Origin of the sequence: Zobellia roscoffensis (genome assembly GCF_015330165.1) — a bacterium.
GTDB lineage: Bacteria > Bacteroidota > Bacteroidia > Flavobacteriales > Flavobacteriaceae > Zobellia > Zobellia roscoffensis.
On the sequence record NZ_JADDXT010000002.1, the window covers coordinates 4,033,272 to 4,056,489 of the forward strand.

A 23,218-nucleotide genomic window follows, 5' to 3' on the forward strand; every position below is an offset into this window, starting at 1 on the left:
ATAAATGAATTAATTATACACAGGTAATTTATCATCCTCATTCTGCAAATACACCAACTTAGTTGGAATTTTTACTTCCCAAGGCGCGCCGACAAATATAGCTCCGACGGAATGCTTATAAACATTGGTATTACTTCCTTGAAATTCTCTATCAATGGTAAGTAGCCATGTTTCTATATCATCGGGGTTTTTCTGCGCTATTTCAACAATTCTATAGATTTCAAAATCAATTAATAACTCCCTGTCAATATCATTCTTTCCGTTAAGCGGATGTATTATATCATTTACTATATCCCAATAGTAAGTACTATCTGTCAACTCCAAAACAGTTGCATCTGAAGTAACTATAATATTACCCTTTCTTTCTTGATAGTCACCTTGTTTTGCTTCTTTTAATTCTTGTATCATAGAAACATATTCGTCATCACTAAAAACAGGTGGTTCACCTGTTTCTGCCCATATCTCTCTTTGACGTAAAAACCAATTAAATTTATCTTCCATACCAGGTCTTACAGGTATTTGTACTCTAGCAGAACCAGAAGTTAAAAATTTATCAAATAGAGGATCACCGGTATCTTCTTCTAAAAGTTCTACCCACTTACATTTTCTAGCCCAATAGCTTGGGTAAAATAGATAGTTCATGTATTTCCACTCTATCACTTGCTCAAAAAAGCGAACTATATGTGCCTCTTTTTCCATTTTTTCAAAATCTATTTCTGGATAATCACAAGGCTCTGTGATAGAAATAATGGAGCCTAAGCCTTTGAAATAATTATTCATTAAAATAGCAATGATATGGCGCTTTAGCTCTGTACGCTCTATTTCTCTATTTAGGAATGGATTTCTTCCTCCAATAGTAATAAGTTCATTGGTTGCTTCTTTTTCATCGTGATATTCCTCAAGACGCTCTTTATAATCATCCATTATCATATCATAAATCTTCAGCTTCCATTCTTTTTCAACTTCTTTTTTTAAAGTACATTTCATAACAACGGAACAAGTTAATGCTATTGAATATGTAGAATAACCAGACACAGAAAAATCATGTGTTCCTTCAATTCCATTTTGATGACCGTAATTTATAGAATCAGTTACTTCTATAGTCTTTCCTATACCGTTACGATTAGATAATGAGTTATCAAGATTTATTAAGTCTCCATTTTCATTATTCACCAATTCAATAATGGGACCAGACACATCATTATCTAGCCTATATACAAATGATCTGTTATTACCAATAGATATGGTCAACCCCATACGATCACGATTATCTATTTCAGTAGCATGGCTCTCCCTTATTAATGAAATTGTATAATTCAAAGAATTGCAGTAATAATCTTCAGGAATCTGCTGCTTAAATTTTTCGCTAAAATTTGTTGGTTCTTCTGAAGTTTTATTGGCAGTTTGAAAAGAGAAACTAATTACTTTAAATTCTTCAGGGGGCAGAGGTGCACCAGTCAAATTATAGGTATTAAGTTTATCATCGAAATTTTCCCTTTTAATTTCTTGTAAAGTTATTGATGGAGTTATTGGTGGTTTAACTTCATCAATCTTATTGTTTTTTGATTCTTCAAAAAGATGTTTATAAAGAGATGCTGGTTCTGGAATATACATATCCATCATCATCCGTTTACCATAATTAAACATTTGAGCATGAGTAATTTTATTTACCCAATAGTATATACCTGATTTATGTTTGCCCGTTTCATTGATAATGGCGTGTTTGTTTTTTTCCTCAACCTCCTTTTGAACTCTTTCAAATTCTAATCGTCTAACATTTTCTTGAATCTTTGAGACAGACCTGTCTACAATATCCTTAGCGTAATTTCTAGCTAAAGAACTATTTTTAGATTTAGAGAATTTATAACCCACATTAGCTGTTGCAGTCATATCAGCTGTTGGTCCTAATTTGGAATTTACAGTTACTCCCGCATCTAGATTGAGGCTTTCTTGAACTGTTTTGTTAACCTGTTCCTGTAATGAAAACTTCTCACTTAACTGATGATCTCTTTCCTCATAGACATCACTTTTAGTTTCCAATTCAGATTTTGTTTCCGAAATCTTTAGACTTCTATGTTTTCTTACCCTTTCTTCGCCTGCTAAAACATTTTCTATGTACGCTATGTCACCTTCTTCATATCTAGCCAACTCTTCTTTTATAACATATAAATCCGCCACATCATGTCTAATAGTAGTAGTATACGAACTTGAGTCTTGCGTAATATTCCCTTCTTCGTCGCAATTACAATTTTCTTCAAGTGGATGAGCTGGCATCTCAATCCCGTCATTGTTTGGCCACAATGGAGTATTTATTCCGGGCGGTAATAATATTGGCAATTCTAATATATTGTCAATTAAATTACTCCCACCATTTTCAGTTGTTTTGAATAGATTTGAAAGTTGAGTTTTATTTTCTTTATTTTTATTTAATGGTGCAATTCTGAAGATGTCTAGAATTTTACATGTCTTAACTATCAATTGATAATCCACATCGTATAATTTATTAACTAAATCAAATTGAGCTTCTGGAATAAGATTCCTCTCCTTTTTAAAGAGTTTCATTAAAAAACTATGACTACACTTATGCCATTCTTTATCTAAAGAAAAATCAGGCTTCTGATTTATTATGGGTTTTAATGTTTGATTGTAGAAAGCTTGAAATTTCTCCAGAGTAATCGGTCTAGAACATTTTTGCAGCCACAAGTATAATTTTTGAACAACTGGCGATAGTTGTTCCGGCATATAAACGAATAATTGAGACTCTTGCATTGATTTAATCATCGCTTCAAAGTACTTCTCCCTATCTAGGTAGAATAAGGCAAAAGAATCGTCTGAAGAGTTTGGAAAAAGAGGAATGCCGACCGTTTCTTTTTCCTCCTCAAATAACAAGTTTACAGGTCTAATTCGGTTAAATCTAAAAACTTCTTTCATTCTAGACAATGTTAAATTATTTTTCTTTGAAAATATTATTTATTGCCAAATAGTAATGTAAGTATTGTATAGATAGTAGAAAAAAGTGTGTAAAAAAACAGAAAATAGCTGCAAATAGATTTTATAGGAACAGTTCTATTTGACCAACTTTAGTAGATGAATTACAGTTTAGTAGAGTTATAAAAGAAAAAGGAATTGTCCTTATCTTTTTTTCTTGATAAAAAAAGAAACAAAAAAATCAAGGCTTACAGATAATTTTAGAAACAATGTACGGCTCAGTCGCTATATTTTAGGATCCATTGTAACTCTTAAGACTACTCTAAGGTTTAAGAATCTTTTCAATTGTCAAGAAAAATGATAACCAGCCCCCTAAAATATGGCCACTCCCCTCGCCTATTGTTTAGCTAAAATTCTCTTAGGCCAACAAAAATTTAATAACCTAAATAGTACTAATCGAAATAGGAACTTCTATTTGACTCAATACATTGTTATAAATGTCAACTTCTGTATTATCTGTTTCTATTGAAATAACTAAGCTATAGTCAACACTTGAAGTATAACGGCCTAGTTTTTTACGATTTTTCCACCATCCCCCTACTGGATAGATGGCGATTTTATTCCTAAGAGCTAAGTCTGCTGCTGAACCTATCCATATATCCTTTGTATACTTCCTTTATCTCTTACTTGACTTCCAAGAATCCAATTTTCATTTCCTTCTGGAATATAATCTTCTAGGCCATCTCTTATAGCCTTACTTACCCTTGCTTTAAATAATGTTAAACCTTCCGCTCTGTCAATCATTTTAAATCTTAAGCCATGTGATTTATATGACTGGTCATCTTGATATCTCCTGTTGCCTGGATTTGGCTCAATAAAATATGATAATGTTATTTTTAGTTTTACCTCTAACTCCGCTAATTCTACCAATATATCCGAAGGCCATGGTAAGTCAAATAAGTGAAACTCATTTGTTTTCACACGGCTCTCTTCATATTTAAAAGGTTTTAAAGACCTTTCTGCGATAATACTTAGTGAATTTTCTGCACTATACTTTGCTTTGCCTAAATTAGGTATACCATAGCCTACCTTTGAAAGTAAGTCCGTTTTTTGTTCTGCATTTAAATCCGATAAACTAGCACTATTTAGCATGATATCATTCCAATCAGCAGAGTGAATTATCAGGGCCCTTATAGTTTCAGGTTTATAATCTGGATATTGCTGATATAATTCTGATGCAAATTTTGAGGCTAACGCGACAGAGGCACTTGTATCTGAAAATGTTGTCAACCAAGACTTTCCAACACCTCCAACCCCACTAGAAAGTAATTTTAAAGAATCATGGTCCAGAATTCCAGTATCAAAAACTCCATCATTTCCTCCTTCAAAAACCACATCAGGTTTCCTAGGCCATTTATTATTCCAAAGTATAGAAGTTGAATTGCAAGGTGCCATTGCTCCACGATTAGCTAAAAGAGTTGCTCCCGGAAATTCTACTGCGTCAATTCTGTCTTTATTTGTAAATGAACCAACCGTTATTGAATTGAAGGATTGCGCAGGGTCTTCGATTGAAAAATCATCATTTGCTAGCGGATAGTTCAACCTATCATTTAGAGGTAAGTTACCTCCAGAAATTAGCACTAAAGTATTATCATTTCTTTCGTCAATAGCACCAAATAATTTTTGGTCAATAGCTGCAGACCAAGATGAAGGTCTTCCTAAATATTTATGATCAGGGGCTGTTACGGCTAAACAAACAATTCTTTTATGTGAAGGATTTATGACTTCTGCACTAGCAATAGCTTCAAGTGTGATTTTGCCATATAAGTCTGGGTCATTTGCAGTACTTGCATCAATTATTTTTATGCTTTCAACGTTATTAGTAATATTGATACTATCTGAAGAACTTAAAGGTTCATTTAAATCGCCGTACAAAATTAAACCAGCCATTGGAGTTCCATGTCCATATCTATATGAGTCAGAATTAGTCCATGATGGGTTAATTGAGTCTAAATTTCTTGCTTGTATTAAATCCTCTAAGAGAGGGTTAACCCTGTTAACTCCAGTATCAAGTAAACAAACTGAAATTTCATGCTCGTCAATTTGATTAATTATTCTAGCTTTCAAATCATCGATAAATTCACCTGTCCAAGCCTTATCTAGATTAGCAAAAAAATCAGATGTTTCAACAGGCTTTCTTAACTCAGCTAAATTATTTCGATAAAGTATTACTTCCGCAAGTTGATTAACTGTTCCCCTAACTAGGCAAACAGTATTTTCAGGAAATTCAAGTAATCTTTCGCTAACGAGAAGGTTATTTTCTCTCAAACTAGAAAAAGCCTCTTGAATTTCATTTCCCTCGCTTTTGCTGAACCAAACTTCCCACCAAACATTTTCGTTTGGCTGAGGGAAACTTATTTCCGGTTCTTGCCAAAAACTTTCTAGTGTTGCCGCTCTGATATTTTCAATGTTGGCAACCAAATTTTGATTTCTTGGCCTTCCTGCAGGTGTGTCCTCTGCTATGTATTGCTCGATTTTGGTTAAAAAACTTGAGACCGCTGTCCTATTCAGATAAACTGCTATTTTAAAAGTAATCTGTTCATTATCATCGGTAGATGAAATTGCTCGACAAGTGGCCAGCCTAATATTACCAGCTGTATCCTCAAATCTATCAAAAGCTAATTCAAAATTAATTGCAGATTCAAACTCAATATAAACAAATTCAAAATCGCTATCACCTTCAGAGAATTCAGAAACAGCCTCTGTAAAAGCTCCTTGTATTCTTGAGCCATGTTGTCCACGATTTAATCGCGGTCTTAAATTAAAGCCCCCACCTCCGTGAGTACTATATGGAAAAGATGAAGTGCTTCCCGGTAGGAAAATATGATTGAATTCTGGCATAAGTGGTTAGAAAGGCTTGCGTCTAGAATCTATAATTTCATTTATAAATTCTAAATTAGAATTTTCCTTTCCATAAATAAGAATATTCTTTAAGAAATCTTGACAAATTCTCTCTAAATCAGAAAAATTTAAGCCTAACGATTTTTTAGAAATTGTAGATAATATTTTATTACTCTTTATTACATCGTTTGATAATTCTCTTTTATAATAGTCATAGATTTGCTTCTCTGTGGGTAATGGATAGCTAATTAAATCATCAAATCTTCTAAAAAGAGCAACATCAAGATTTTCTGGCATATTTGTGGCCGCAATAATCAAACTATTTGAGTCATCTTTCTCAATTTCCAATAAAAAACTGTTCAAGACTCTTTTAATTTCGCCTACATCATTCCCATGATTTCTTGTAGTACCTATACTATCAAATTCATCAAACAAATAAACAGCTCGAAACTCTTTCATGGTATCAAAAACTAAACGAAGCTTAGCAATCGACTCTCCCATATATCTACTAATTAAACCATCAAGTCTTATTATGAAAAGTGGTATTCCCAACTCATTAGATAGTACTTTGGCAGTCATTGTTTTGCCACAACCTGGTGGACCCGTTAAAAGAAGTTTTTTTCTTGGAAAAAGATTATGCTGTCTAAGTTTTTCAATTTGGCGTTGCTCGTCTAAAATTCGAACTATTATTTTCCTTAATTTATCTCCCAAGACCATGTCTTTCAATTTGTCATCAGGTCTTGTAAACTCTAGCAAATCATTTAGCTCTTTTTGAGCAGCATTTACGGGTAAACTTTTTATGCTACTTACATCTAGTTTAGCCTTTTTAGAATCTTTAATTAATTTTTTTAATTCTTGAGCGAGTTCTTGGCGTCCTTTCCTAGCCTCAGCAGCAGCAATTTGCATTGCAGTTGCATAGAAACGAGAATCATCCCCTTCACTAAAGGATTTTATTAAGCTTTTTATTTGTTCAGCAGCAGCCATTTGGAATGAAGAATTTTAGTAAAAATATACAAAAGTATTATTAAGTAGTTAAGTAAAACCAAATTTTAATTAAAGATTTCGATGTAATCCCATTGCATACACATTACCACCTCACTCCTATCGTCGCTTCGGGCAAAGCGTATTTCATTACATTTTTAAAGGAACATTTTAGAAGAAAAAATAAGAAAAAGTAGTAGTTTAACTTCGCTTTTACCAAAGCAAAGTTACATAACGCAAAACATTATAGTACAAAGTATAGCATTTTCACCAAACAAGAGAATATACGTTTGTAAGCTATAATTCTATATTATATAAAATATCCCTCAAGCGCTGAGAATCGATTAAACCTTACAACAGGGTCATCAAACTTTTTTAAGCGGTGTGCTGCGCACGGCGAAATAATTTATTTGTATCTATAATTTGTCGTTATGTAAAATAGCCCTAATGCTTATAGATTTTGTAGACGGTAATTTAAAATAACTTAAATATTATCTAGTAATATATTAATACAGACTAAAAATCCGGCAACACCACTTCCTCAATTTTTGCAATAGCTTCACTAAGTGGCGTTTCAGATTTTCTAAGGTTTATTGCCATATGGTTGACTCCCACATTTTCATATGCTTTTAAATATTCTGTAAGATGATTGATGCCTACCGTACCTCCAAAACGCTGTGGTTTAAAAGTCGCATTGTCGTCTTTAGATAGGTTTAAATGTATAGCCGAAATATAAGGTTTCGCTGCTTGGTCTTCCTCATACAACGCATTACACCAGTATTTTCTGTTCTCCAAAGTTTCGGCAACAGGTCTTGGGTAATTAAACCAAGCTTGTGCGTTTTTTGCGATCCAATTAATACTTTGTCCGGAATGACCAGCTACTACAAGCGGAATGTCATTTTTTGGTTTAGGATAAACTTCTATACCGTTAGTTAAAAAATAGTATTTAGATTTTAAATTGCTATTTGTTTTCCAAGCTTCTTTAATGATATCAAGATTTTGTCTAAAGATTTCAGGTCTTTTTTTATAGTCGATATTATACATTGGGAATTCCACAGGTCTGTCGCCTAAGCCCAAGCCTAACAAAAGTCTGCCATCACTTAAATTTTCTATGGTAGCAGCAGCTTTTGCTAATTTTATAGGTTGTTGTAATGGCAATACTATGGCAGCTGTACCCAACAAAATGTTTTTGGTAGCAGCAGCTAAATAACCCAAGTATGGTAAGGTGTCAAACAATTGTGCACCATCATCAAAGTTAGGGTCGTACACAGGAACATCTCGCATCCATAAAGCTGCGAATCCTGCTTCGTCAATTTGTTGTGCTAATGCTAAGTGATTGGAGATATCTGGAACTCCAAAAGGTCTGTTATCTTCCAAACGTTTGCGATTGCCTTCGGTTGACCAATCGTTGTCTAAAGGAAACTCTATACCCAATGTCATTTTACCTGGTTTGTATAGTTTATCAAATGGATTCATAGTGTGTTTTTTAAATTCATCAGGTATCTGTTAAGACACCTGATGAACAATGTGATTAAGCATTCCAGATACTATCTGCAGTGTATGGTCCGTTGTCAACTTTCCAAAATTTACCGTCAATAAAGCGATGTGCTTTGTCTAAATCTTTCAATAACGCCATATCTTCTTCTGTAAGCGTATGGTTTAATGTCTCTAGGTTCTGAAGCAATCTCGCTTCATTAATAGATTTAGGAATGACCGCAATGCCTCGTTGTATTGTATACGCCAGTGCTACTTGTGCAGGCGACATATTTCTTGCTTTGGCAATGTTTTTTATCGTATCATTTTCTAACAAACGTAATTTGGAATTTTCATCTACAAGCGAACCTAAAGGTGCGTATGCAGTTAGCAGAATATCGTTTTTTACGCAGAATGATTGTAATGCATCTTGCTGCAAAAATGGATGCATTTCTACTTGATTCATTTCTGGTTGATGCACTGCAGTCGCTAGTATTTCTTTCAACTGATTTTCATTGAAATTGCTCACGCCAATATGTTTTGCAAGTCCTTCCTCTAAAGCAGCTTCCATCCCTTTCCAAGTATTGGTTAAAGGCACTTCTGATAATGGAATAAAATCAGATGCTTTTTCTGGCATTTCCGTTCCTTTTTTAAGAGCGACAGGCCAATGGATAAGATACAGGTCTAGATACTCTAGTTGTAAATCTTTTAAAGTTTGTTTCAACGCAGGAATCACATTCTCTTCTCCGTGAGAAGCATTCCATAATTTGGAAGTCACCCATAAATCGTTACGCGTAACCAAACCTTGTTTAATTGCTTCAGCAATGGCATTACCTACTTCTTTTTCGTTTCCGTAAGCCGCAGCACAATCTATATGTCTGTATCCTATTTTAATAGCCGATAGTACAGCATTGTACACTTCATTTGGTTCAGAACGAAACGTTCCTAAACCTAAAATTGGCATTTCGTCGTTATTTCTAAATTTTAATGCAGTCATTATTTATATTTTTTCTTTTTTGAATAAAACTAAGGTTAACAAGAATCCCACAATTACTAGTATACCACCTACCCAAGGTGTTGCTTCAATACCTAATTCAGATTCCACAACCATTCCGCCTACATAAGCACCAATAGCAATACCAACGTTAAAAGCTGCAATGTTTAAAGCAGATGCTACATCTTCGGTTCCTGGTAAGTATTTTTCCGCCATCTTCACCACGTATAATTGTAATGCAGGCACGTTTGAAAATGCTAATATTCCCATAAAAAATAAGGTTACTATAGCAAAAATCTGACTAGAAGCTGTGAAGTATAACACAAACAATACTATGGCTTGTAAAGCAAACATTACCAATAAGGCTTTGCCTGGTTTGTTGTTAGAGACTTTACCACCAATGATATTCCCAATCGCGATGGCAATACCATAAATTAAAAGAAATACACTAGTCATATTTGAAGAGAAACCAGTCACTTCTTCTAACAGCGGAGTTAAGTAGGTAAAAGTGACAAACGTACCACCATAGCCAAATGCAGTAATGGCTAACACCAATACAATAGACGGATTCTTAATCACCTTTAATTGGTCTATAAGTCGTAATGTAGCCGATTGTTTGATGTTTTTAGGAACCAAAGCTAAACTAGCTATTGCACCTACTAATCCTAATAAAGCAACACCAATAAAGGTTGCTCTCCATCCAAAATTCTGACCAATGTATGTTCCTAAAGGAACACCAGTTACAATAGCTACCGTTAGACCTGCAAACATTATAGAAATGGCAGTTGCTCGCTTATCTTTTGGCACCAAACTAGCTGCAATGGTAGACCCGATAGAAAAGAATACACCGTGTGCAAAACCTGTGACCACTCTAGATAATAGCAACAACTCAAAACTTGGTGAGATAGCTGCTAAACCGTTACCAATTATAAATAGTAACATAATTCCCATTAGTAATTGTTTCCTTGGAATTTTACCCGTTAATGCAGTTAAAATGGGTGCACCAATGGCAACACCAATGGCGTACAGACTGACTAATAATCCTGCTGAGGTTAATGAAGTACCTAGGTCGTTTGCAACTGTAGATAATAACCCTACAATTACAAATTCCGTTGTTCCTATGGCAAATGCACTTATAGTCAATGCCCATAATGCTGCTGGTAGACGCTTCTTTTTGGCTACCGTAGTATCTCTATGTATTGTTGATGTTTCCATAATTTCTAATTGTTTTTTGTTATTGTTATTTAATGGCAACAGGGTTTATTTGTACTTGTGTAGACCCTTCGTATAATGGGTGACCTAATACAAAAAGAAATTCCCAGGCTTTATCCTCAACCAACTCATCTACAAGAATATTTTCCAATACTTGTACACCGTATTCAGTTGCCATCATTTGATTTACAGGGAAAGACAGTGCGCTGTTTTCGTGTGGCACAGCCTCAAAAGACCAGTTGTCTGCACCTGCTGCAACAATTCCTTTTTCACCTAAATAATGCGCAGCTTCCGTACCAATTCCAGGTCCGCCAGCTAGGTAACGTTTGTCATCTTTACCCATTAATTTGGTCCATCCTGTATAAAATAAAACCACATCTCCTTTACGGATTTCAATGCCTTGTTTTTTGGCTACTTTTTCAATGTCTTCCACTGTAAAAACAGTACCTTCTTTTACAATATCTTGATTGTAGTAAGAGCGCATATCTAAAACAATACCTCTAGTTACAATTGGAGGTAATTTTTCTAGCCCTAATTTTTTTACACCAGAAACGGTTAAAAAATCTTCTACTTTGTGTCCGTTATAATGCACATTGTCTCTACCATAATGTGCCAATCCGTTTATTTGAGATCCAACACCTGTCCAACCAATTAATTGGTCATCGACGTAGGTGAATTTATTAGAACCTGCAGCAGCAGTTTCTGGTTGTAACGTTTCAATATGAAAGTATCTGTGACGGAAAGCTGCGGTTTCTGCATTTACCACCATTCCTAAGCGGTATACTTTTCCTTTTTTAACCAATTTTACGGCATCTAAAACCGTTTCTTCATTTAACAGATTAAGTGCACCAATTTCATCGTCTGCACCATAAGGTGACGTTGGTACTTGTTGTGCGTTTGTAGTTAAAGCAGTAAAAAGTGTAGCTGCTAAGGCAATTGTTTTTAATGTATTTACTATTGTTTTCATTTTAATATGTTTTTAAATTTCTTATACAAATTTCCGATTAAAGCTAGGGGTGTGCGAGGATGTACATCACCATTTTATAGTGATGTATGTCACATTTAATACTGCGCATACATCACTTGTTTTGTTTAGAGATACTTACTCTTCAATCTTCATCTTTAACACCAAGTAAGGCGGTTTACTAGCATCTTTTCCTTCATTTAACAAAGGCAGATTATGAAGTTGATTAGCTACGATATACAAATAGTTTCCGTGTATGGCAACACCATCGGGCCAAGACAGGTCTTTTTTAGACTGTGCAATGGTTTTCATTCCAGCAGGTGTACTTTCTACAATGGCTGAATTTTCAACATCGGTGACATACACTTTACCGTTTGCACCTACTTTAAATCCGTCAGATTTTGGTTTGTTGGCATAAAACGCGATGTACTTATTAAGGTCGCTATCTTGCTTGCTTTCATCCGCTAATACAGCAGACGGAATGCGGTAAATCTTGGTATTTCCCATTGCACCATAGTAGATGTATTTGTTTTCATCATCTATAGAAATTGGATTTAACGGATATCTTGGCTGAATGGTAGTACCGTCTTTTCTTTTGTGCGATACTAATCTACCGTGAATTTTCACTGGCTCATCTACAGGCAAAAATGATGCATTCCCTTCCAGAACGCGTCTTATATAACCTGTTTCTAAGTTAATCACGACAAAAGCTGGTGCAATTGGTGGATTTAATGCATCGGTCATATCTGCAATTACAGCAGTATTGTTCTTAACATCAATCACAAAATCTTGTAAAAATGGTTTTGATGATAATACCGTATTCGGAATAGGAAAAACTTTAGTGACATTACCGGTAACCAAATCAAAACCAACCAATTTTGGTGCCTGGTTTTGTTTGATGTTACCCATATCCAACACCCAAAGGATTCCGTTAGCATCGGCTTGAATTCCGATAGTTGAATTGATACCTTTTATACTTCCGTTTTCTGGTTTTACAATCCATTCTTTATCTCCAAAAGGAATAGCTTCTCCATTAGGTAAAATTTCTTTTACCATATATTTTGAAGCGCTTAAGGCACTCATTGTTACAAATATTCTTCCGTCGTTAGACACTGTTATATTCCCTGGTCTAGATTCTGGAAATGTTGCTATAGTTTCTAATTGTGCTTGTGCTAATAGTGTAAAATTCATTACAAATGCAAACAAGACTGTTTTTATAATTGTTACTGTTTTCATCGTTATTGTTTTTTAAAATTGAATTGATTTAATTAGTTGCCTAAAAATTTCTTTTGCGTTGATGGGTCTACCCAGATAACATCACTTGGGTCTCTGGCAATGGCATCAAAAACGAGTACGTCTAACGGACCTTCTAAAATTTTGCCGTTACCGTGTGCTGTGCCTTTTCCCCAAAACAATAAGTCGCCTTTTCCTGCAACAACAGGACCTTTATCGGCAACATAAAATTCTGCTTTGCCATTTAAAATGTAGAGGTAGGCATCAGATTTTGCGTGGTAGTGCATAGGCACTTCATCATACAACCTAAAGATTCTGACACCTGCGTGTTCGCGGTCTATTAATCTGATGTCTTTGATGATACCATTATGACTTTTAGGAAGTAGTGTTACGTATTCATCAATATTGATAATACCGTAGGAGTTACCCATTAACGGTCTTTTGTCTTCTTGCGCATAGGCGTTAAAACCTATGGCAATTACTGTAAATAATAGAAAAAGTGTTCTTGTAGTTTTCATAGTACATTGTATTTAATTGTTCGATACAAAATTCTATGAAAACAAAGGGGTGTGCGAGGACATACATCACGGATTTTTTGTGATGTATATCAATATGGAAAAGTGATTTAGGTCACTTTTAGCTGTTAAAACGACTTAAAGTCTCTCTGGATACGCCTAAATAGGAAGCGATTAATTTTTTAGGAACGCGTTGTATTAATGTTGGAAGCTTATTTAATAGGTACTCATACCTACTTTCTGCGGTCATTGTAAGTAAAGACAAGATTCTTTGCTGTAGATTGATGTAACCGTGGTTCGATTTAATTCTGAAAAAGTTGGCAACGGCAGGGACTTCAAAACAAATTTTTTCCCTATTCTCTAAAGACAAACAGAAAAACTCTGAATCTTCAAGACAATCTACAAAAATAGTACCTGGTTCTTGATGTTGAAAAGCGCAATGGTCGCTCACCCAATAGTTTTCCATAGCAAATTGAAGAATATGTTCTTTGCCTTTTTCGTCTATGGAATACGCTTTGACCAACCCATTGATAATCCAATATTCAAAATCTACAGGTTGCCCCACTTGAATTAAAAATTGGTGCTTTTTCAAGCTTTTATATTCAAAATGTGATTTTACAAAGTTCCATTCGTCATCTGTTAAAGAAACGATTTCTTCAAAATGTTGTCTTAATAACTGAAACCTGTCTTCCATAAAGTAAAAATACTCTTCTTTATTTAAAATGTTATTTATTGTTGCATATTATATTAACTAGACAACCAGTTAAAGAGCATAAATTTACTTTACACAGTCATTAAAAATACATTTTCATTCCACACACATTGCCCTCCCTCCTATTGTCGGTCAGTTAATAAGTGTTCCATTTCCTTTTGAGAAGAAAATTTTAAGAAAGAAAAAAATAAAAGAAGATGGTAACAACTTTGCCCGCGCACCAACCCGCTCAAAAAAGAAAGATTCTTATCTATATTTTTCTGCCGTAACCAAAGCTCAAGTTACATAACGCGGAACATTATAGTACTTTTTGTATTATTGGCGTGGCTGAAGCAATAATCAAAAAAGACGATGCAGCTGCCAACATACCTCATAGGTTTAATGAAAAACGTAATAGCAAAAGAATAGTGTGTGGCTTAGAGCGCCCCTCCTTGAATCCCAAATTCAGTAGTAGATTCTATTACCACCTTAAAACCTTTGTACGTTTCCGGCAGCGTATTTTTTACCTCAGTTAAAGAAACAAAAACCGTTATACAGGGTTTACCATCATATTCTCCTTGGGCCACGCCTTCAATTCCCTTAAGGAATAGCCATGATTGTATTTCTTTTAAAGCATCTTCTATGTTCATGGTTATGTTATTATAAAATTAGTATTTGTTGTTTCTGTACAAAAACAGTCAACCCCCATTATCTAAAGATAATTAAAACAGAGCTTAATTGTAAAGCTCAGAGTAAACTAGATTTCACCCTGAGCTTTATATTTAAAAGTATTTCTAAGCGACCATTTCTATTATATTTCCGTCACTCTTACGCGCAACATGGATTGCACATATAAAATGTTGTTTACTATGGTTCTTGTTGCGGAGCCCGCAAACAAAAGCCCTACAGCACCTTCATTGGTGTCGCAAACCAAACTTCCAGAGTCACCACCTGCGCTCATATCCGTGGTTATTATCTGACGGCAAAACTTGGCTATCCTTCCGCCTCCATAATTTACATTAACGGTTGCGTTAATATTGGTGACCTTGCCTGTAGTAAAGCCTGTAGTTCTGCCTGCCTTTTGCACAATGTCTCCTACTTTTGGGGCCGTGTATAGACGTTTGACATGTCCGCCCCAATAGATTTCCCTGTTCAGGTCTTGTAGATTGCCTTCTGCAATAGCGGCATCTACATAATTACAAGGTGCATTGTCTCCATCAATAAATTTGATAGGAATATACCTGCTCAACCTAGCGATAACATCTTGCGGATATTTTCCACCATCATAAGGCCCTGGTTGAAGAATAGGGTCTCCAATACGTGCGTCGTTACTATTGGCCAACACGTGATTGTTACTTAAAATGTAATAACTGCCCGGCTTGCTCGGGAATGGAGATAAATCATAACAGCAGGTTCCTAAAGTTCCTGCGGTAATTTTATAATGTCCCACACTAAAACCACCCATTGCTGGACGAATTCTTCTTGTTAAAGAAGGGACAAACCCATTGGCTTGAGCAACATCACGAGTTTCGGGCTCTACTTTTTGTGCTTCTTTTTGTACTTCGCAATATGCGTTACCCGCAAACAATGTACCTACTTCCACCACATCCGTTTCGATCCCACCAATTTTTTGATTGATCATATCTTTTTGTGTTAACAAGCTCGGATCTAACTTATGGGTTACAAGTACTGAAAGTACGGGCTTGTTAGTTTCCACCCCGTTCTTAACTTTGTTGCCAATGGCAACTCCTACCACATTTGACAAACTAAGCAACTCATCTTGATGCTTGCTTTGAACGTCTGCAATTTTTAATGACTTTTCATCTAATGTCTGATTAACCATAACATTTATTTTTGTGTCATACTATACACTCCCAGCGATAGGTTAGTATGACGATTATTTATACGATATACTTTAATCTTAAACCGCTGGTATTTAAAATTCAAAATGAATACTGTTGGGGGATGTTACTGTTCGGGGAGATATATTGCCGGAGGAAAGTACGGACTGATGGCTGTCAAGAAACACGAAAGCCTTTTTCAATACCGCAAATTATAAATTATTAAAGGAGGGAATGACTTATTCCCTATATGACCACAACAAAAGTAAACGTAATTCATTGTTTATAAGTAAAATATGTATGCATTGCTAGGATTTATGTATAGGTTTCTGATAGATATAAATCTCACTACGTACACTCCTACCCCATAATTGGCTCGCATAATAGGTGTTTATTCATAAGTTAAATATCGCTTTCTATAAGCGTTCGTCTAACTTTTTCATAGGTTGCAATACTTTTTCGGAAGAAAGTTTTTAGATAGAAAGAAGTTAAGGTAGAAATATTTTACTCACACGGAATCTCACCCAAAAAATAAAGATTCTCAACCTTTATTTTATGCCTTAACTACAGATCAAGTTTCATAACGCAGAATATTATAGTACATTTTGTACTTTAGGTTTAGCCAGTGGCTGAAGCTAAAATCAAGAAAATTAGCGCGCTGGTGAAATTCCACTAAGGGTGAATTAAATGATAACTATAATTCTTAATTATGCAAAAGCCAATTTACGAGCTACCACAGCTAGTTATACACTAAGATAGCTACCGTGCTTAGTCCTGCTTTTCACATAAAGTAAATGAATTGTCTATGATTATATCATGACTTCCTTTAATTAAAATGGAATTTTTCTTTGCAGATTAAATTTGAATAAATCGGGTAAAACTTGTTTTCCTGTTGGTTATAAATTTTCCCTTTAATAGGAATAGATTGGAGAAGCGAATGGCCTAAATACTTGCTAAGCTCTTTAATTTTATAATTTAAATAATACGAAAACAGTAACTCTTGGAAGTGGTGGTTGTCCCAAAATTCCGAGTGCTTTTTTTGTTCTTCAATTTTTTTATATAGCTTTTCTAAACCAGTGATGTTTTTAAAAAACTGGCTCTCTAACGCATCCAAAATAATTTTGTTTTCGCTGGAAAGGACAAAAAATATGTTCCCAATACTTTTTGTCCTTATTAATTTTTTAAGGCTGTTCAATGTTCTTATATCCTTTGAAAATGTATTGCCTAAGGAGGTATAAAAATAATTTTCGTAATTATACAATGTATTAATTACGGGTTCTAAATTATCTGTGGGACATAAGAGAAATAGATTGTTCTGCATTAAAAATAGGTAAGTACTACTAATGGTATAAGAACTATAAGTTTTTAAATGCTTCTGTTTCCATAATGGATACCGATTCAAAATTGTCTGGTTTTTCGGTATGTATTACATCAAAATTTCTAACATCAACATAATCGTTAAATTCTTCGCTGGTGTTGATAATTACACCTCCAAGTAGAAAAATCCTTTTACAAGAGAATTCATTCAGACTCATTTTTACCAATTGCTTTATCTGCTTGTCTATGGCTACATACGTATAGTCTGTTATGGCTTTTTTGGGATTATCAGCATGAACAATATCATGTTTAAATGGCATTAACGATTGTTCTAACTGAATTTGTTGATGATCGTAATACACGTTTTGAGGTACGTAAATTGGGTCTTCATCTTTTTTATTAAACCGTTCTAAGGCAAGCATTAAGGCACCACAACTATTTGTTAAACGAGATTGCCCTATTCTACGCATACGTCCCAATTCGCCCTCATCTGTAATGCCAATATGCGGTCCGTAAAAAATAAATGCATCCCCGTCATCTGGAATGTGGTGAGAAAAAGCGACCATGCCAGTAAATCCAGAAAAAGGTAATCCACCTAATCCGCCCATGGTAAAAGGTCTACTCAATACTTTTCGAAAATCTGTTGAAACATTTACATCATCTGAGCAAACCGAAGTAGCGAACAACATTTTTTTAAGATCGGACTGATACTCCGTTTCTAAGAGAGATAGATAACTATCAGTTATTTCCGCTCCAGTTTTAGCACTGGGGTAATGTTTGTTTACTGTTTCTTTAATTTTCATAACTGTATGTGTTTAGTTGAATTTATAGTTGTTCTCTCTGCAGAAATGCTTTAAAAATTTTAGTTATTTAAATTTGACGTTTATTACTGGTATTTAAAACCAAGACTAATGCAACTTAGTTGCAAAATATAAATATATATCTATTAATGCAACTAAGTTGCTTTAAATTGTACGGATAAAAATTGTCTAAATGGCTAGCTTTGTAAGAAAAAGTGCTTTAAATTCATTTGAAGTGAAATACCATAGCACGCACGGTTAAAAACAATAGGCCTATTGTATAAAAATATTTGCGTATCTCCTTCAAAGATTGCCCTACTCTCCTACTTTTAGTCAGTTATTAGGTATATTTTATATCAGACATTCATGAACCTCGTTCCTTGATTTCATTAATAGAACCCCCTGAGAATCCCGCTGTTACAGCCAACAAAACAGCAAACGGAAGTATGTAACTTTCGTACTGCGGACTTAACAAGAAGAACACGAATATGAAGCATAGCATAAAAATATAGACTGTTTGGCTCCCTGCCGAAATCTCTTCACGTGTCATCCCAGAATATTCAAATCCGTATCCTATAGGCTATACCTCGGCTGCCACTTCTTCAATAGCATGAAAAAGTATTTTTATAATCAAAATTCACTGATTGAAAGTTTAAAAAGCGGTGATGAAAAGGCATATGGTCATCTTATAGAAAGACTTCTTCATTTTAAACTTACTGCACCCTTATTGCATTATAAACGCAATTCAGTTGCATTAATGCTTTTTATTATTAATTTTGCCAGCATTAAGTTTTGCTAATTCTTATTGGCCAGAATCAATACGGACAGTAAAAATTAGCTTGCAAATGTCTTAAGCATGATTATAAATACTCACAGCTAATTGGGTGCTATAGACCGTTGCAGACATCAGTTTTTTATAATGATTAGATTCATAAATTTTATGTTTAAGTAGGTTTTTTGATGAAAATTGGTCGTCTAAGAAATAGTATAACGTTTCTCCTCCTTGCGCTATTCATAACAACGAAAATGGCGGGGCTTCATGTATTTTCACATATAGATGAAGATGACCATGGAGTGGAATGCTCTATTTGCGTCCATGTAAACGCAATCAACTCAACTCCTGCTATTACTCCTGATTCTCAGGGTCCGGTAATAGAAAACAAAGCATACGTACCCCATGAAGCAATAACGGAAATTTATCGTTTCCTTGTTTCTAGTTCAATCGCTCCAGACCAGCTTTTTTCCCGGCCTCCCCCATTTGTACTATAAGAACTCCTGTATACCTTATGGGTTGTGATACATACTGCGCGTTATAATTCAATTGCAATTAATTTATTTGGTCCTTTTAATCATGTACTAAGAAATTGATTGACTACTTCAGCATCACATTGTACAGGTTGACCTAGCCCCTTTTTTGGGACAACAGTTTAATATCTTAGAGTACATTATTATGTTTCATAAATTACTGGGTATATGGCTATTCTTTAGTCTATGCTCTACAGCTTTTGCACAAGATACTTTTCAATTAAAAGGGGTTGTGCTACATGCAAAGGACTTATCACCGGCACAAGGAGCTACAATCGTAGGTAAAAAACTTTATGCAGTTTCATCAGAAAATGGTGCTTTTACCATCAACAATGTGACTAAAGGCACCTACACTTTTACCATATCTCATATTGGTTGCGAACCTACAACCCTAAGTGTTGACGTACAGAAAAATATGGACGGATTAAAGGTTTATTTGGTTGAATCCGCAACGGTTCTTGAAGAGGTCAAAGTCAACGGAAAAACTAAAAGAAGGGAAGCAAAAGAAGTTCCTATTGTTACCCAAACGGTTTCCAAAGAATTTCTTGAACAGAATAGAGAAAACACCTTAATGCAAACTTTGAGCAAAATTGCCGGAGTGAGTACGATCAATATTGGTTCGGGGCAATCTAAACCGGTGATTAGAGGTTTAGGTTTTAATAGGGTTGCCGTCGTACAAAACGGCATAAAGCACGAAGCACAGCAATGGGGAAACGACCACGGTCTTGAAATAGATCAGCACGGTATTGAAAACATACAAATCATTAAAGGTCCAGCTTCTTTATTATATGGTTCTGATGCTATTGCCGGTGTGGTAGATATTCAACCTAACCAAACTCCGTTACCTAATTCCTTTAGTGGTGAAGTCAATATTCTTGGAGAAAGTAATAATGATCTGTTGGGTGTTTCAGCTGGTATAACATCTAGAAAAGATAAATGGTTCTACCGAGGGCGACTTACATATAGAGACTACGGGGACTATAAAGTTCCCGCAGATAGAATCAATTATGAAAACTATGTTTTTGAACTAGATGATAATAATTTAAGGAACACTGCAGGTAACGAAGCTGATGCCAGTTTAAGTATTGGCTATGTAACTGAGGGATTCAAATCTGAAACCGTTTTTAGTAATGTAAATGCAAAAAATGGATTCTTTGCAAATGCACATGGTTTAGAAGTACGAACTTCTAGTATAGATTATGATAGCTCTAACAGAGATGTTGACCTTCCATATCACAAAGTAAATCACTTTAAAATAACGAATAATACTTCAATCAGTGCCGGGGAACATTTATTACATATAGATCTTGGTTATCAAAACAATAATAGAGAAGAACATTCAGAACCTGTACCGCACGGGTATATGCCTACACCACCGGACACTAAAGAAAGGTTGTTCATTAAAAACACCTACTCCTTAAATTTTAGAGACGACTTTAACCCTACCGATAAACATGATATGGTGGTTGGTCTAAATACGGAATACCAAAATAATAATATTGGTGGATGGGGATTTCTAATACCAGAATACAACCGTTTTACAGCGGGTGTTTTTGCGTATGATCAGTTTGAGATTAATTCTAATTTTCATTTCTTAGGCGGATTGCGTTATGATGTCGGTAGGGTAGATACCAAGGCATATTATGATTGGTATCCTTCAACTGTAAATAATGCCGATGGTTCCACATCATATATTCACCAACAAAGGTCTAAAGACAAAACCTTAGATTTTGGGAGTCTTAGTGCTTCTTTAGGGTTAAGTTATATTCAAGATAAAACCAGTTACAAAATAAATGTAGGTAGAAGTTTTAGAATGCCATTGGCTAACGAACTTGCGTCTGACGGAGTTAACTATCACATGTATCGCTACGAAAGAGGTAATCTAGATTTAGACCCCGAAGTTTCGTATCAGCTAGACTTATCCGTAGAACATACTGAAAACTCTTTCAGTGTTGGCGTTAGTCCGTTCGTAAATATTTTTCAAAATTATATTTACCTGAATCCAACTTCAAGTTATTACGAAACCATACAAATTTACGAGTACACGCAGGCTGAAGTATTTAGAATAGGTGGTGAATTCAACGCAAGTGCTACTATTACTAAAAACTTGCAGTTAGATGCATCTGTAGAGTATGTGTATTCAGAGCAAACCAGTGGTCCTAAAGAAGGATTTACATTACCGTTTTCTCCGCCTTTATCTGGATTGTTATCTGCCCGATATCAATTTGAAAAGCTTTTGATTTTTAACAAACCACAATTGATTGCGGATTATAGAATTACCGCAGCACAAGAAGAAATTGTGCCACCAGAAGAAAAAACAGACGGCTATCAAGTTTTAAACATGTCTTTCTTATCAGAAATAGATGTGTTTAAAAACAGTTTACCGCTAGAAATGCGCGTAAAATTGAATAACGTATTCGACACCAAATATTTTAATCATACTAGTTTTTATAGGCTCATAGATGTGCCAGAGGCTGGTAGAAATATTTCATTATCACTAACAATACCCTTTCAATAATCAGTAATCAATAATCAGTAATCAATAATCAGTAATCAATAATCAGTAATCAGTAATCAGTAATCAGTAATCAGTAATCAGTAATCAGTAATCAGTAATCAGTAATCAGTAATCAGTAATCAGTAATCAGTAATCAGTAATCAGTAATCAAATTAAAAATTAGTACAATGAAAACAACCATTATGAAACAGAATTTAAAATTTTTAGCAATCGTTGCGTCTGCCGGACTCTTTTTACAATCATGTAGTAGCGATGATGATGACAGTATTGAGTTAAGCGCTCCTGAAATTATCAGTTTTGAATATGGTGAAGGGCACCATGACGAAGATGGGGATGACGATCATGACCATGACCATGAATCAGAAGAAGCATATGCCTTCAAAGGTGCAGACATTCATTTAGCTGCAGAAATCAACGCAGAAGCTACAGTTAGCAGCATAACGCTTTCTATTCATTCAGACGAGGTAACTGCTGGAGAAGGCGAAGTAGATTGGGAGTTTGAACAAGTATTTACAGATGCTAAATACTTGGTAATTAATCCTGAATTTCATGAGCATGTAGATGTTCCTAGCAATATTCCTTCAGGGGAGTACCATATTGAACTTTTGGTAACCGACGAATTGGGGAATAGCACAGAAGTAGATGGTCACCTTGAAATCATGGACACCATTACTATTAGTGGCTTTGAAATGGATGAAACGGTTGCAAGAGGAGATGACTTTCATATTGAGTTTATGATTCTTGCTGCACATGGCATACATAGTATTGCTGTAGATATTCATGCAGACGGTGTTACACCTGGTGAAGGAGAAGTAGAATGGGATTATGAAGAAGAATTTTTAGAAGGTTATCACGAAGAAACCGAAGCAGAATTCCATGAGCATATAGATGTACCTGCTACTGCTCCTGCAGGAGAATATCATATCATATTTACTGTTGAAGATGAAGATGGTGACACTATTGAATATGAAACGCATATAGATGTTACTGCTTAATTAATAAAACAAAACCGCATAGCACAAAAGCGTGCTGTGCGGTTTTAAAACTAATCTTATGAAATCTACATTCAAACATTTTTATTTTTTATTCATCATACTGCTAGCTGCGGCATGTTCCAGTGATGACAGCACTGAAATAGACGAAGATAAACCAACTATCAGTGTTAATTATACTGCTGGTTTTCCTCAAGGCTGTGCTTTACTTTCCAGAGGAGAAACTTATAATTTTAGGGCTATGGTGACCGACAACAGCGAACTTGCTGCATACAGTATTGATATCCATCATAATTTTGACCATCATACCCATGATGACCAAGTAACCGAATGCGATTTAGGCGAAATTCAAAGCCCTGTTAATCCTTTGATATATGTAGAAAACTTTACAATTGAAGGTTCCTTGACCAGCTATGAAATTAATATTCCCGTAACCATCCCAACTGATATTGATACAGGCGATTACCACTGTGCCTATTCGGTTACAGATGCCACCGGCTGGCAAAGTAGAACATCTATTGATATCAAAATAGTAGAATAAACAGCATAGAAA

Annotated in this window: 18 protein-coding genes and 1 pseudogene; 4 read left to right on the forward strand and 15 right to left on the reverse strand. The window is 35.1% G+C overall.

The window, feature by feature from the left end; genetic code table 11:
- Window positions 1-9: 9 nt before the first annotated feature.
- From IWC72_RS16290 to IWC72_RS16360, 15 genes and pseudogenes are all read right to left on the reverse strand, one after another.
- A complete protein-coding gene (locus IWC72_RS16290) occupies window positions 10-2,931 on the reverse strand; it encodes a hypothetical protein (protein ID WP_194530489.1) in 2,922 nt (973 codons plus the stop codon).
- A gap of 645 nt (window positions 2,932-3,576) precedes the next feature.
- Window positions 3,577-5,829, reverse strand: a complete 2,253-nt coding sequence (locus IWC72_RS16295; protein WP_194530490.1) for a S8 family peptidase — start codon at window positions 5,827-5,829, stop codon at window positions 3,577-3,579.
- Between the two features lie 6 nt (window positions 5,830-5,835).
- Window positions 5,836-6,813, reverse strand: a complete 978-nt coding sequence (locus IWC72_RS16300) for an AAA family ATPase (protein ID WP_194530491.1) — start codon at window positions 6,811-6,813, stop codon at window positions 5,836-5,838.
- 513 nt (window positions 6,814-7,326) lie between these two features.
- On the reverse strand, window positions 7,327-8,286 hold the full coding sequence (locus IWC72_RS16305; protein WP_194530492.1) for a TIGR03571 family LLM class oxidoreductase: 960 nt from the start codon (window positions 8,284-8,286) through the stop codon (window positions 7,327-7,329).
- A gap of 55 nt (window positions 8,287-8,341) precedes the next feature.
- On the reverse strand, window positions 8,342-9,280 hold the full coding sequence (locus IWC72_RS16310; RefSeq protein WP_194530493.1) for an aldo/keto reductase: 939 nt from the start codon (window positions 9,278-9,280) through the stop codon (window positions 8,342-8,344).
- A gap of 3 nt (window positions 9,281-9,283) precedes the next feature.
- A complete protein-coding gene (locus IWC72_RS16315; protein WP_194530494.1) occupies window positions 9,284-10,492 on the reverse strand; it encodes an MFS transporter in 1,209 nt (402 codons plus the stop codon).
- A 25-nt stretch (window positions 10,493-10,517) separates the two neighbouring features.
- On the reverse strand, window positions 10,518-11,456 hold the full coding sequence (locus IWC72_RS16320) for a cyclase family protein (RefSeq protein WP_194530495.1): 939 nt from the start codon (window positions 11,454-11,456) through the stop codon (window positions 10,518-10,520).
- 135 nt (window positions 11,457-11,591) lie between these two features.
- Window positions 11,592-12,689: an L-dopachrome tautomerase-related protein gene (locus IWC72_RS16325; protein ID WP_194530496.1), complete on the reverse strand. Its 1,098-nt coding sequence runs from the start codon at window positions 12,687-12,689 to the stop codon at window positions 11,592-11,594.
- Between the two features lie 32 nt (window positions 12,690-12,721).
- The gene (locus IWC72_RS16330; protein WP_051941812.1) at window positions 12,722-13,204 is read right to left on the reverse strand and encodes a cupin domain-containing protein; all 483 of its coding nucleotides are present in this window, start codon (window positions 13,202-13,204) and stop codon (window positions 12,722-12,724) included.
- Window positions 13,205-13,322: 118 nt separating this feature from the next.
- Window positions 13,323-13,895, reverse strand: a complete 573-nt coding sequence (locus IWC72_RS16335; protein WP_194530497.1) for a Crp/Fnr family transcriptional regulator — start codon at window positions 13,893-13,895, stop codon at window positions 13,323-13,325.
- Between the two features lie 434 nt (window positions 13,896-14,329).
- Entirely contained in the window at window positions 14,330-14,542 is a 213-nt protein-coding gene (locus IWC72_RS16340; protein WP_194527247.1) for a hypothetical protein, read from the reverse strand.
- A gap of 161 nt (window positions 14,543-14,703) precedes the next feature.
- The gene (locus IWC72_RS16345) at window positions 14,704-15,735 is read right to left on the reverse strand and encodes a chymotrypsin family serine protease (RefSeq protein ID WP_194530498.1); all 1,032 of its coding nucleotides are present in this window, start codon (window positions 15,733-15,735) and stop codon (window positions 14,704-14,706) included.
- Between the two features lie 824 nt (window positions 15,736-16,559).
- On the reverse strand, window positions 16,560-16,847 hold the full coding sequence (locus IWC72_RS16350) for a hypothetical protein (protein WP_194530499.1): 288 nt from the start codon (window positions 16,845-16,847) through the stop codon (window positions 16,560-16,562).
- A gap of 241 nt (window positions 16,848-17,088) precedes the next feature.
- Entirely contained in the window at window positions 17,089-17,853 is a 765-nt protein-coding gene (locus tag IWC72_RS16355; RefSeq protein WP_194527250.1) for a hypothetical protein, read from the reverse strand.
- A 397-nt stretch (window positions 17,854-18,250) separates the two neighbouring features.
- Window positions 18,251-18,460, reverse strand: a pseudogene (locus IWC72_RS16360) (efflux RND transporter permease subunit); the annotation flags it as partial.
- A 416-nt stretch (window positions 18,461-18,876) separates the two neighbouring features.
- Here IWC72_RS16360 and IWC72_RS16365 point away from each other — a divergent pair.
- The 4 genes from IWC72_RS16365 to IWC72_RS16380 all read left to right on the forward strand — a co-directional run bounded on the left by IWC72_RS16365 (window position 18,877) and on the right by IWC72_RS16380 (window position 23,206).
- A complete protein-coding gene (locus tag IWC72_RS16365; RefSeq protein WP_194530500.1) occupies window positions 18,877-19,119 on the forward strand; it encodes a hypothetical protein in 243 nt (80 codons plus the stop codon).
- A gap of 181 nt (window positions 19,120-19,300) precedes the next feature.
- A complete protein-coding gene (locus IWC72_RS16370) occupies window positions 19,301-21,673 on the forward strand; it encodes a TonB-dependent receptor (protein WP_194530501.1) in 2,373 nt (790 codons plus the stop codon).
- 167 nt (window positions 21,674-21,840) lie between these two features.
- The gene (locus tag IWC72_RS16375; protein ID WP_226979603.1) at window positions 21,841-22,668 is read left to right on the forward strand and encodes a DUF4625 domain-containing protein; all 828 of its coding nucleotides are present in this window, start codon (window positions 21,841-21,843) and stop codon (window positions 22,666-22,668) included.
- A 58-nt stretch (window positions 22,669-22,726) separates the two neighbouring features.
- On the forward strand, window positions 22,727-23,206 hold the full coding sequence (locus tag IWC72_RS16380; RefSeq protein ID WP_194530502.1) for a DUF4625 domain-containing protein: 480 nt from the start codon (window positions 22,727-22,729) through the stop codon (window positions 23,204-23,206).
- Window positions 23,207-23,218: the final 12 nt, after the last annotated feature.